This is a genomic window from Pseudomonas lini, from assembly GCF_001042905.1.
Classification (GTDB): Bacteria; Pseudomonadota; Gammaproteobacteria; order Pseudomonadales; family Pseudomonadaceae; genus Aquipseudomonas; species Aquipseudomonas lini.
The window spans coordinates 313,504-326,067 of sequence record NZ_JYLB01000001.1 but is presented as its reverse complement, the minus strand read 5'-3'; the positions used below and the strand labels follow the sequence as shown (position 1 = coordinate 326,067).

12 protein-coding genes are annotated in these 12,564 nt (G+C 56.3%); 4 read left to right on the top strand and 8 right to left on the bottom strand.

Features of this window, described 5'->3' with window-relative positions:
• Positions 1 to 156 precede the first annotated feature (156 nt).
• The 7 genes from TU81_RS01590 to TU81_RS01560 form a co-directional block, all read right to left on the bottom strand.
• Positions 157 to 645 (bottom strand): (R)-mandelonitrile lyase, encoded by a 489-nt coding sequence (locus TU81_RS01590; RefSeq protein WP_048392935.1) that lies wholly within the window; start codon positions 643 to 645, stop codon positions 157 to 159.
• A gap of 55 nt (positions 646 to 700) precedes the next feature.
• Entirely contained in the window at positions 701 to 985 is a 285-nt protein-coding gene (locus TU81_RS01585) for a LysR family transcriptional regulator (RefSeq protein WP_048392933.1), read from the bottom strand.
• Complete coding sequence (locus TU81_RS01580) at positions 975 to 1,292, bottom strand: antibiotic biosynthesis monooxygenase family protein (RefSeq protein ID WP_048392931.1); 318 nt, start codon at positions 1,290 to 1,292, stop codon at positions 975 to 977. The genes TU81_RS01585 and TU81_RS01580 overlap by 11 nt, the downstream gene beginning before the upstream one ends.
• Before the next feature lie 461 nt (positions 1,293 to 1,753).
• Positions 1,754 to 2,914, bottom strand: a complete 1,161-nt coding sequence (locus TU81_RS01575) for an MFS transporter (RefSeq protein ID WP_048392929.1) — start codon at positions 2,912 to 2,914, stop codon at positions 1,754 to 1,756.
• 206 nt (positions 2,915 to 3,120) lie between these two features.
• Positions 3,121 to 4,593, bottom strand: coding sequence for an NAD-dependent succinate-semialdehyde dehydrogenase (locus TU81_RS01570; RefSeq protein ID WP_048392927.1), 1,473 nt, complete (start codon positions 4,591 to 4,593; stop codon positions 3,121 to 3,123).
• An 88-nt stretch (positions 4,594 to 4,681) separates the two neighbouring features.
• Complete coding sequence (locus TU81_RS01565) at positions 4,682 to 4,861, bottom strand: rubredoxin (protein WP_343226763.1); 180 nt, start codon at positions 4,859 to 4,861, stop codon at positions 4,682 to 4,684.
• Between the two features lie 175 nt (positions 4,862 to 5,036).
• Entirely contained in the window at positions 5,037 to 7,148 is a 2,112-nt protein-coding gene (locus TU81_RS01560) for a 3-hydroxyacyl-CoA dehydrogenase NAD-binding domain-containing protein (protein WP_053078265.1), read from the bottom strand.
• A 284-nt stretch (positions 7,149 to 7,432) separates the two neighbouring features.
• On the opposite strand from TU81_RS01560, the gene TU81_RS01555 reads away from it, so the two are divergent.
• The 3 genes from TU81_RS01555 to TU81_RS01545 are packed head-to-tail and all read left to right on the top strand — an operon-like array spanning position 7,433 to position 10,193.
• The gene (locus TU81_RS01555) at positions 7,433 to 8,602 is read left to right on the top strand and encodes a thiolase domain-containing protein (RefSeq protein ID WP_013692824.1); all 1,170 of its coding nucleotides are present in this window, start codon (positions 7,433 to 7,435) and stop codon (positions 8,600 to 8,602) included.
• 4 nt (positions 8,603 to 8,606) lie between these two features.
• Positions 8,607 to 9,020: a Zn-ribbon domain-containing OB-fold protein gene (locus TU81_RS01550; protein WP_048392922.1), complete on the top strand. Its 414-nt coding sequence runs from the start codon at positions 8,607 to 8,609 to the stop codon at positions 9,018 to 9,020.
• The gene (locus tag TU81_RS01545) at positions 9,021 to 10,193 is read left to right on the top strand and encodes a lactonase family protein (RefSeq protein ID WP_048392920.1); all 1,173 of its coding nucleotides are present in this window, start codon (positions 9,021 to 9,023) and stop codon (positions 10,191 to 10,193) included.
• Positions 10,194 to 10,245: 52 nt separating this feature from the next.
• Here the strand turns inward: TU81_RS01545 and TU81_RS01540 are convergent, their stop codons facing one another.
• Positions 10,246 to 11,085 carry an SDR family NAD(P)-dependent oxidoreductase gene (locus tag TU81_RS01540; protein WP_013692821.1) on the bottom strand — a complete coding sequence of 280 codons (840 nt, stop codon included), beginning with the start codon at positions 11,083 to 11,085 and terminating at the stop codon, positions 10,246 to 10,248.
• A gap of 361 nt (positions 11,086 to 11,446) precedes the next feature.
• Between TU81_RS01540 and TU81_RS01535 the strand changes: the two genes are divergently transcribed.
• Positions 11,447 to 12,562, top strand: a complete 1,116-nt coding sequence (locus tag TU81_RS01535) for a CapA family protein (RefSeq protein ID WP_048392918.1) — start codon at positions 11,447 to 11,449, stop codon at positions 12,560 to 12,562.
• The last annotated feature ends 2 nt before the right edge of the window (positions 12,563 to 12,564 follow it).

Below are 12,564 nucleotides of genomic sequence, written 5' to 3'. Positions count from 1 at the left end.
GAGGCTCATCGACCTACCCTTCAATAAATAACAAAAAAGATACCGGCGACCCACTGCGCCAAGCATCAATGTAACAGAATAATGCAAACCTAGTTGTCGACTTTTCCATCCCAGTTTCAAACTAGACTGCGTGGAACCGCAGATGCCTGGAGGGCTTCATTGCAAGTGCCCGTACTGCTCATCAGTAACCGGTTCCAGCCACTCGACATTTTTCCCGTCCTGTACCTCTTGAATTGCCAAATGCGTCATGCCGGTGGAATTCGTGGCCCCGTGCCAATGCTTGACACCCGGAGGGGTCCAAATCACATCGCCAGGCTTGATGACGATTTTCTCACCCCCTTCTTGCTGGATCCATCCAACGCCGGAGGTGACGATCAGATTCTGGCCCGCAGGATGAGTGTGCCAAGCTGATCGGGCCCCTGGTTGAAAGGTTACAGCACCTGCCGTAACCCTCGATGGCGGTCGCGCTGCAAATAATGGATCAACCCTGACGGTGCCGACGAAATTGCTGGACGAGCCCAGGACAGAAGGTTGCTCCCCGTTTCTGGCAATTTGCATCGTATTCTCAGGCTCATCGGCAGCGTGCAACCAACTTGAAATCATTAAGGTTGCGCTCAGCACTGACACGGCAAACGTTATTCTCATCGATAAGCTCCTGATTGAAATGGGTACTCAAAAAAAGAAGGGACGGTACTGCCGATCATCCTCCAGAGGGACGTATAACGTCCTGGATTCTCATCAATGCCGGCGCCAACCCCCGCACGATTTCGGTGGCCTTGGCCGTGGGCACTAGCTCCTTCGAACGTCGGATAAACAAGGGGTCTTTAAAGTGGACGCGCAGCTTCGCCAGCGTATTGCTCACCGCTGGCTGCTTTACGTTCAGTCGTTCGGCTGCCCGCGTCACGCCTCGCTCGCGATAGACCACCAAGAGAATGAACAAGGCATTGAGATCGATCGCCGTAAATAGCGCTTCATCAAGCTTCATCGTGCGGTCCCCTTCCGATTTGGGGCGTGAAACTGGCAAACGTCAGGTTGGAACAGGACGTTACCAAATGATTGACCAACGCCGTCATCGACTCACTCTCAAAGTGCTCAGTCATCATCGATGCCGCGCTCCAGTAGCCACTGAAGACCCACAAACCATGATCGCTGGAGCTACGAATCACGCTATAGCCCAGGCATCCGTGTACTTTTTCAAAAGTCTCCGCGTACGCCTTTAAACGCTGTTCAAAGTGTTGGTCAACCTCTTCGATCACTCGAATCTCCAAGGTATTAACTGCGGCGATATTCATATCCGGCCCTGCTTTGCTTGGGTAATAAAATTAAATTACGACTGCGTGCAATGCCTGTGGTGCGCGCGTTCAAGTCCCGCATCCAACGAAAGCATTTCCGCTGCAGCAGCGAGACAAACCTAGCCCCGGCATCGGCCGCTGGCTATACGGCACCTTGTTGATACGCTCATGAACTTTTCTCAACAGTGCTCGTGCTTGAACTGCGCCACCACGAGTCCCGTTGAACAACGGTGGCTAAGCCATGAGCGGCAAGTTCTACAAAGACAGATGTCGCCGAATCAAGAAGGCCCCCATGAAAACAACGAGTTAAGAGGTATCGCGATAAACAGAACGGCATCACTCGAACATCGCCGGGTCGCGATTCGGTGACTGCCGACTGAGCATAAGGCAGCAATGAAACGCAGTCGTGAGGATTGCATCTACGCCGCGCGCTCTTCCTGGGAGATATATCCCGCAATAATTTACTGCCGTGGAAAGGCGTGACGTCTCCCTCCCATGACCACCACGAGGGAAGCGCTAACGATGAGCAGCGCAAAACCCGAGAGACTTACTATCCCGAAGTAGCTTAGGAACAAACCACCTACGGCACCTCCGCCAAAAATCCCCAAGTTGTAGATGGTCGTCAATATCGCCGTTGCCAGCTCCGCATTATCTTCTGCCACCCGCCCCGTCGCTGATTGGAAAACAGTAGGCATGCCGCCGAACGAAGCCCCCCACACAAATATCGCAGCCGAAGCGATCATTTGATACGGAGCCGCTATCAGCACAAGCATCGTCACAGCCGTGCACGTCAACGCGGTGGTCGCTATAAGCCGCAGCCTCGTATCGACGAAACGTCCGGCGATCAGTACGCCCAGGATGGCGCCCGTACCGAACAGAAACAGGCCCTGAGCGGTCCCGCCCGATAGCCTGGTTTTTTCCGCGAGCGGCGCCATATAGGTGTACAGCGTGTAATGAGCCAGGATCGCGCAAAAAGCCGACAGCAAGATCACTCTCAACCCCGGGGTGCGAATGACGTCATGAATCGAAGTGCCGTCCTTGCGCTCCTCTCCCGGCATGGGCGGCACGACCAGCAAAACCCAAACGATGACAAGCAGCGCGAGCAGCGAAAGCAATCCATAGCTGAAACGCCATCCAAGCAATGAACCCAGCATGCTACCCAAGGGCAAACCGGCGACCATGGCCACGGTACTCCCCGCCAGGGTAATCGCGACAGCCCGTCCCATGTCTTTGCGATCGACCAAGCGGATGGCATAACCACAGATGACCGGCCAGACAACTCCTGCGGCCAGGCCAGCCACCACCCGTGACGCGGCCGTCAGCGCATAAGACGTCGAGATGGCGGTAATACCGTTAGCCACTGCAAAGCTCAGCACGAGCATGATGTACAACGATTTGCGAGGCATACTTCGAGTGAGCGCCACAATGGGGATTGCGGCTGCAGCGGAGGCCAATGCATAGATGGAAACCAATAAACCGATACCAGCGGGGGGCTGTTCAAGGCTCTCCGACATCGCAGGCAGAACCGCTGCCGGCATCGTCTCGGTCAGAATGGTGAGAAACGCTGTAGTGGACAGGGCAAGTAGCCCAATCATAGGCAGGCGACCACTATGGGCACTCATGGCCAGACTCCTTAGTCGGATGCGTTCTTGCGAAGGCGCATTGATGCCTTGCGTATCAAAAAAACTCCGACGTTAGCAGGAAGCTGCTTCAGGAAATGCCTGCCTCAGTGAATGCTCCTATGAATCCAAGTGGTCACTGGATTGGCCTTGATCATCAAATAAAGCCAAAGCCCCCAACGCCCGTCACGGAAACTGGGGGCACTGAGTCAAACGCGAGCAGTTTTCTGTAGCACGGTCTTGCTGACCATGTAGGAGTCCAGGCTCCACGGCCCCCCCTCTCTTCCAATACCACTGTCCTTCACACCGCCAAACGGCGTGTCAGGATCCGGCGCACCGAAATGGTTAATCGACAGGACTCCAACATCCAGCTCACGACTCAATCGTTCAGCCTGTTCCAGTGAATTGGTGAACGCAAAAGCAGCCAAACCCACGGATAGACTGTTGGAAATCTCGATGGCCTCCTCAAGGGTCGAGAAACGAACCGCGACAGCGACCGGACCAAAAGGCTCATCGGTCATGATGGCGCAATCCAGTGGAGTGTCGACCAGCAGAGTCGGCGCAAAATAATAACCACGCTCACCTACACGATGCCCACCCACGGCAACCTTGCCGCCACGCGCCAATGCGTCATCGACAAAATGCTGCATCGCGGCGAGGCGCCGGACACTGGTGACCGGCCCCATGTCAGACTTTGTATCCATGCCGTTGGCCACACGTACCTGATCGGCGGTTGCCACAAACGCAGCGACGAACTCGTCGTAGATGCTCTCGTGTACCAGGAAACGACCTGGCGCAGCACACCACTGAGCGTTGATCCGAATTTTGCTCTTGAGTGCCATCTTGCCGATTTCCGCGGCATTGACCCCATCGCAAACGATGACCGGGGCATGGCCGCCGAGCTCCATCAGCACCGGCTTCATGGCCGCACCCGCCAGCTGGCTCAAATGCTTGCCGACTGCCACCGACCCCGTCAGGGTCACCATGCGGGTCACTGGCGACTCGATCAGGGTCGAGGACACTAGCGCCGGGTTGCCAAACACCAGATTCAATACGCCCTTGGGCAAACCGGCTCGCTCGAAGCACTGAACCATGGCTACTGCCGCGCCAGGGGTTTCTTCTGGGGCTTTCAAAATGATGGAGCACCCGGCGCACAGTGCACCGCTGATCTTTCGCGACGGCGCGCTCAGCGGCACATTCCATGGCGTGAACGCCGCAACTGGACCGATTGGCTGACGAAGAATCGATTTCTGCATTTGGGCTTCGCCCGGAACGATGGTCCCGTAGGCTCGCAGGGCCTGTGCCATGTCCCAATCGAAGAAGCTCGCCGAACGCTCCACCTCCGCACGCGCATCTGCAATTAATTTGCCGTTCTCTCGGGTGATGATCTGCGCGATTTCTTCGGAACGTGCACGCACGCCTGCGATGGCACGACTGATGATGATATTACGCTCAGCCGCTGGTGTGTCCCGCCAGATTCTGAACCCCCGCTCAGCGGCGGCCAACACGCGTTCCAGGTCAGCGGTCGTGGCCCCAGGAACGCTGGTGAGCGATGCTTCGGTGCTGGGGTCCAACACTTCAAAGCAAGAGGGGCGGTCGAAAATCCATTCACCGTCGATGAAGAGGCCGACGCGCGGATGATCAGCATCGGCGATGACATTATTATTGGTTTCAATGGACATCTGAATTCCCTCTACATTTGGCGCCAAGGGGCTCGGTTGATATCGCCCTCAATCACCAAAAAAAACACTGCGCCGGAAAGGCTATTAATCAAATCTCGACCATCTCGAAGTCCAGCTTCGTCGCCGAACACTCAGGGCAAATCCAATCCTGGGGAACATCTTCCCACCGAGTTCCGGCAGGTATGCCCTCTTCCGGAATACCTTCGGCTTCGTCATACATGAAGCCGCATAAAATGCATTGCCAAATTTTGAATTCGCCCTCGGACAAGGCTTGTGTGGACGTGTCACTGCTCATGATTTTTCTTCCGTTTCGTTTCTACTTGTTGGCCCCTTTGCCGACCATGGGAAGCGTTTCGTAACCCTTGGGGGACAGCAACCAGGGCGTTGCTTTCATTAAAAGAACAACCGTTACCGGCCGCACACGGCCATCGTTGCCGTGCTTTTCATATGACTGATTTCAGCTCTCTCAGGGACAGCCCTTCATTGGCCGCTTTCGACAGCAGCGGACTAGGAGTCCAACGCCTGCCGTATTGCTCATGCCATTGCTGCACTTGCAGATGGATTTCCTTGGCCCCGATCGTGTCAGCCCAGTACAGCAGCCCTCCTCGATGGCGAGGAAATCCAAAGCCGTACAACCACATGACATCAATGTCACTGGCTCGATATGCCTTGCCTTCATCCAGGATCTTGCAGGCCTCGTTGATCGAGGCGAATAACAGACGTTTGAGGATTTCACTGTCGGTAAAGGTACGCTGAGGCGTGCCAAGCTCATGGGCGACGGTCGCGATGATCCGCATCACTTCTTCATCGTGACGAGGTGTGCGGCCACCTTCTTCATAGCGATACCATCCGGCCCCATTTTTCTGGCCCTTGCGGCCCAGCTCGACCATCCGATCCGGGACATGGAGCTTCCTGTATTGAGGGTCAGCTGCCGCGCGACGCTTGCGCGTGTCATAGCTGACATCCAGACCGGACAGATCGCTCACAGCGAACGGCCCCATCGGATAGCCAAATTCAACCATGACCCTGTCGATCTGCTCAGGGCGTGCTCCCTCCTCAAGCAGTAGCATCATTTCCGTGACCAGCGGCGCGCGACTGCGATTTGCCGCGAAGCCATCGCACGTCCCGGAGACCGCACAGACTTTTTTAAGATCGCGGCCCATCTTCATGGCCCGCACAACTGTCTCGATCGAGGTTTGATCGCCCTTCACGATTTCGCACAGTTTCATCGCGTTCGCGGGAGCGAAGAAATGAGCGCCGGCGACGTACTGCGGTCGGCTTGTCATGTTGGCCATGACGTTGATGTCAATCGCGGACGAATTCGTCAGCAACAGCGCGCCAGGTTTCATCACGGCATCGAGTTTGGTGAATACGTCCTTCTTCAGATCTATCCGTTCAAACACCGCTTCAACCACAACATCGCAGTCGCCGATCTCTTCGTAGTGGGAGACAGGCTGGACAAACTGAAGGCACGCATCCATCTCTTCCACGGTCATGCGTCCGCGCTTGACCTTTACGGCGTAGATGTCACGTATGCGCTGCAGGCCCCTGTCGAGTGCTTCGGCACTCGCTTCCAGGAGCTTCACCACAATGCCTGCGTCAGCGAAGCAAATGGCAATACCCGCGCCCATTGTTCCCGCGCCGATCACCGCAGCGGACCTCACTTCAACAGGCTTGAAACCCGGGGGCGCATCCGGGACCTTGGCAGCCTCACGCTCAGCAAAAAATGCATAGCGAAGTGCCTTGGCAACATCAGAACCCTCCAGCTCAGAAAACAAGCGGCTCTCAACCTCCAAAGCCTCATCAAACGGCAGGCTGAAAGCTGCTTCGATACAGTCGATCGCGTACTGTGGCGCCTTGTTGTGAGGAGACTTTTTGGCTGCTTCACGTCGTGCCGCTTGCAGCACATCCATGGTTGTCGCATCCATCGGTTCGAGCACCAAATCGCGTACGCGCTGCGGTTGAGCGTGCGCCACGGCCTTTGCATAGCTTACGGCGGCGTCACGAAGCTCTTGGCTTTGTGTTCCTGGAACAATCTGGGAGATAAGCCCGATCTTCAATGCTTCGGCGGCATGGACATGGCGGCTGGAGACGAGCAAATCGGTGGCTACGGCAGCCCCGACCAGCCTCGGCAATCGCTGCGTACCGCCGCCTCCCGGTATCAACCCGAGAGCGACCTCGGGCAATCCGAGCTTGGCTGTGGGCAATGCAATCCGGTAATGGCAAGCGAGGGCGTGCTCGAGACCGCCTCCCAGCGCATATCCATGAATAGCAGCGACAGTCGGCTTGGCGCTGGCGTCGAGTGCCGCAGCACTCATGCGGGTAGTGATTGTTCTCGCCTTGCCGAACCGTCGAATATCAGCACCCGCGATGAAATTCTGACCGCCCCCAATCAACACGATCGCCGCGACAGCCGGGTCGGCGTTCGCATGGGCAACGGCGTCAATGATGCTCCCTCTCATCTCGGGAGTCAGGGCGTTGACGGGCGGATTGTTGACTGTGATTACGGCCACAACGCCTTCGACTTCGTAACTGACCATCAGGCTTTCGCTCATCTCATCTTCCTGTCTCAAAAAAATAAGGCCTGCCCCTACCCCGCGACCGCTCGCATCCAATGAGCATCCTGGTTTGGCCCGGAAATTTGAGTGCAGCGCCATCCTGCGCTCCAAACAACGTTGAATCGATGGTAGCATGAGTTTTGATAATCAGCACAGATTTCACTGATCGAAACTTTGCGTCATACTACTTTTGTCTTTTACGGTGGGCCGCCCCCCCCCTGAACGAAGGTACCGGAAAGCACATTCGAGCTTCATCTTCATGCACTGAGGAAACCCTAGAGATGACAATAAAAGGCAGGGCATACATCGTCGGAGCGTATGAGCACCCCCTACGCAAGGCCCCCCATCATTCGGTGGCGCAGCTACATGCGGAGGCGGCGAAAGGAGCAATTGAAGACGCGGGATTAAGCAAAGATGACATCGACGGATATTTCTGCGCGGGCGATGCACCCGGCGGGAATGTATGGTCGATGGCCAACTACCTGAATCTGGACAAGCTGAGGCATGTCGATTCGACCGATATGGGAGGATGCTCTTATCTCGCCCATATCGCCCACGCTGCAGAATCAATAGCAGCGGGCAGATGCAACGTGGCGCTGATTACACTGGCCGGTCGCCCCAACTCTGAAGGCATCTCTGGGATACAGGCGCGCGTACGAGGCGTCAATCTACCGGACGCGCCATTCGAGATGCCCTATAACCCAGTCACGTTGAACCTCTATGCCATGTGTGCGATGCGCCACATGCATGAGTACGGCACAACCAGCGAGCAACTGGCCTGGGTCAAGGTCGCTGCCTCTCATCATGCGCAACACAACCCTCTGGCGATGTTGCGCAAAGTGGTCTCGGTCGAAGATGTATTGGCATCGCCGATGATTTCTGACCCCCTGCGGCGTCTCGACTCCTGCGTCGTGAGCGACGGCGGCGGCGCAGTTATCGTTGCCCGCCCGGAGATTGCCAAGGCCCTCAACAGACCACGGGTACGGATACTTGGCTGCGGTGAATCCACTAAACACCAGATGGGTGGACGCCTCGACTTGAGCTATACCGGCGCCGCGTGGACCGGCCCTCGAGCTTTCGAAGAGGCAGGTGTGACGCCGGCCGACATCCAGTACGCCTCCATCTATGACAGCTTCACCATCACCGTCATCCTGCAACTTGAAGACCTGGGATTCTGCAAAAAAGGCGAAGGCGGAAAATTCGTGTCGGACGGCAACCTTATTTCGGGCATCGGCAAGTTGCCGTTCAACACCGATGGCGGCGGCCTGTGCAACAACCATCCCGCCAATCGCGGCGGGATCACAAAAATAATCGAAGCCGTACGACAGCTTCGAGGCGAGGCTCATCCAAAGGTGCAAGTTCCCAACTGTTCGCTAGCCCTCGCCACCGGCATCGGCGGCGCGATAGGTCATCGGCACGGTGCAGCCACCGTCATCATGGAAAGGGAGTAAAAACATGTCGACCCCCTACACAGAACGCCCCATCAGCGACCCCATCCTGAACCCCGGTGATGAACCCTATTTCGACGCGGCGGCCGAGGGGCGTCTGCTCTTGAAGAGCTGCAATGCCTGCCATCAACCGCATCATTATCCTCGTGCGTTGTGCCCGTTTTGCTGGAGCACCGATGTCGAATGGATCACCGCAAGCGGGACTGGGGCGATCTACACCTTCAGCATCACACGACGTGGCGCATCAGCACCGTACTGCATTGCCTATGTGCGCCTCGACGAGGGACTGATGATGCTTACGAACATTGTCGATGTTGATCTGGACAGTGTTCGCATCGGGCAGCGGGTCAGGGTCGCGTTTAAAGAATCAGAAAGCGGCATGTCCGTTCCCATGTTCACCATTGACCATTCGGAGGCTTGAATGAGCAGCCGCGCCGTACTCTACAGCGCCGTAGGTGATGTCATCACGCGCTATATGATTGACGTAGACAGCGCAACGCTCCACAGGATGGAAAGCGTCACTGTGGCCTCAAAGGTGCAATACGCATGGCCTCATCCATCCGGCGGCTTCCTGTATGTCTCAACAAGCGACGGTGGCCCGAGGGTGGAGTCCCATCACAATCACGTCAGCGCTTACTCGTTGGGACCTGACGGGCAACTCAACACTCACGGCTTACCTGCGCGACTTCCCTACCGAGCGGTACATTTGTGTATCGACCCCCTGGGACGATTTATCGTCAATGCCCACAATTTCAAGCGCGGCTCATTGACTGTGCACCGCATCAACGCAGACTGCACAATTGGCAGCTGCCAGGCTCAGGATCCGAACACCGACTTTGGGGTCTATCCGCACCAGGTCATGTTTTATCCATCCGCCAAACACGTCCTGGTAGTTGACCGCGGCAATAACGCAACGACAGACAAGCTGGAAGATCCCGGGGCACTCCGTTCATTTCGGCTAACTGAAGAACATCTCCAAATGAGCGATGTGGTTGCGCCGAATCATGGCCATGACTTCGGCCCGCGGCATGTCGACTTTCATCCGACGCATCCATGGCTTTACGCAGCCGACGAGCGAACCAACCGTCTCTACATGTTCCGACATGACGGTGACCGGATCGAGGCCGAGCCAGCCTTCACGCGGGGAACGCTGCGAACCCCTGAGCACGTGCACCCGCGACAACTCGCCGGTGCAATCCATGTCCATCCAAGCGGGAAGTTTGTTTACCTGGTAAATCGCGCAGATGCGACGCACTCCCACCAGGGGCACCCAGTGTTCTCCGGAGGTGAAAACAACATAGCCGTCTACGCTATCAACCCTGAAACAGGCGAGCCCACACTTGTTCAGCATGTGGACACTCGTTCCTTTCACGTCCGAACATTTGCCTGTGATCCCAGTGGCCGCTTGCTCGTCACGGCGAGTATCAAGGCCTTGGCCGCATACGATGATGAAAAAGGGCTGACTGTAACGCCCGCGACACTGTCGATATTCCGGATAGGTGATGACGGGCATCTCAAGTACGCTCGAAGCGTTGATGTCGAGACGTCAGGAAATCAACTTCAGTACTGGATGGGTATTGTCGGGCTACGTTGATTGAGCGGTAATGCGCCGATGGTCCCCCACTGCCAGCAGTGGGGGACTACGATTAAATACGATTGAGCAACCGGCCGCCGTCCACCGCCAATGAGATACCCGTGATGAAATTGGCTTCATCGGACGCAAGAAACAGGGCCGCGTTCGCAACATCCCAAGCGGTTCCCTGGCGGCCGAGCGGCACCTTGGCGTTGCGCTCCGCGCTGACCTGCTCACGCGTCTGGTTCCACGCTTGAATACGCGCCTCGACCGCCATCGGCGTCGAGATCAAGCCTGGCAGGATGCAGTTCGCCCTGATCCCATAAGGGGCATTTTGAAGCGCCAACTGCTCGGTGAAAGCAATGACACCCGCTTTTGTAGCCTTGTACGTTACGTAGGGATACTTACCCAATGCCGCCGCGGATGACACATTGACGATAACCCCGCCCCCTTGTTCACGCATGATTGCTACTGCGTGCTTACAAGCAAAGACGGTACCGCGAAGATTGATACGGCAAATGTTATCGAACTGATCTTCGGTGATGTCCATCAAGTCGCCGTCACCACCGGCGAGGCTGACCCCCACATTGTTGTGCAGGACGTCCAGGGACCCCCAACGTTTTTTTGCCATCTGCATGGCAAGGGCCAACTCGTGTTCCCGGGTCACATCCGCAGAAAATGCTGCAGCGGAACCGCCCTCCTGAATGATCATCGCCGCAGTTTCCTCAGCGGACTCGATTTGCCGATCAACGGCCAGGACGTGCGCCCCTTCACGCGCAAATCGAATGGCCGCCGCTCGACCGTTACCCATGCCTTCGCCCGGGCTTTGTCCAGCACCAATAACAACAGCAACTTTCCCGGCAAGCCGCCCTGCCGGTGTGTGCCCCTGCGTTTGATCCAGTGAGCTTGCCATTTCCGCCCTCTCTTATTTTCATGTAAGCGATTGAACTAACTAATAATTTCAAATAGTAGACTGGCACCAACGTCGTTTTCCTGAACAGGTGTCGACCCTCGACCTGCCATAGAGACGGTCAGGTAGGTAACGCCTGCGCCCGGACGGATGTCAAAATCGATACTATCACATGTTCTTATTATCGATACCTGTTCCAATCATCAGAACCACGAAAATCCAGACTGACTTTTTATCCAACGACATGATGCCTGTACAAATCGTGGTCATGCCGTTTTCGCGGTGCTATTATTAGTTCTATCTAGCAGCATCTGTTTCATTGACCGAAACCATAAATTTCCCACAAAAATAATAGGAGGGAAAAATGACATCGAACGCCACCATACTGATCGGCGGGGACTGCGGCCCCACGCATGGAGCGAAAGACGGCTTCCCGGTGGAGGGGTACACAGAACTCGTCCTGCCGACTCTTGCCTCGGCCGATATGCGTTTCATCAACTGCATGCGCACCTACTCGGATCGCACCGTGCGCGCAGACCATGCCCCTCAAGTCGGTCAGCCCGTTGAAATGGCTGCTATTTTCACCAATGGCAGGTTCGACGCGGTGACTCTGGCAAACAATCACAGCTACGACAGCGGCCCGGATGCCCTCGTGGATACCCGGGACTTTTTTGTCTCGCGCGGCATCCAGGTGACAGGCGCAGGTCGGGATCTGGAAGAAGCACGACGTCCAGCCATCATTGAACACGACGGCATCAAGGTCGGTTACTTGGGCTATACCTCGCTCGGTCCTGCCGGCAGCGAGGCAGGACTGCAAAAACCTGGCGTGACCAGTATCAAGGTCGATACCTCCTATGAAACACGAGGTCCCCACCAGCCCGTTCGCATTCGCACGGAACCTGACTCCAGCGACCTGGCGAACCTGGTCGAGGACATCAAGAAGCTGAAAGGTGAGGTAGACGTCGTTATCCTGGCTTTTCACTCCGGCGTCATCCGGCTGCCTCGCGTGATCTCCGATTACCAGGTGACCGTAGCCCATGCTGCCATTGATGCAGGTGCAGATATGGTGGTGTGCCACGCACCGCATATTCCCAAAGCGATCGAGATGTATAAGGGCAAAGCCGTCTTCTACAGTCTCGGTGTGTTCGCAATGACCAAGTCGTTTCCCGCGCCTTCATGGAGCGAGCCCGCCTGGTCTCACGGTGCGGTTCGCAATCACGCGGACCTCGATCCCGAATATCCTTTTATGCCCTACGGCAAGGCCTGTACGTTGAGCTTGCTCGCCAAAGCAGTGGCGACCAAAGACGGCATACAAAAGGTTTCGTTCCTTCCGATGGTCATGGACGCACGGTATCGGCCTGAAGTGCTGAATCACGACGATCCTCGATTCCAGGAAGTGCTTTCCTACCTGGAGTGGGCCTCCGAAGACATGCCACATCGATTCAGCGTCGAAGGCAATGAAATCATCGTGTCGGAGTAAAT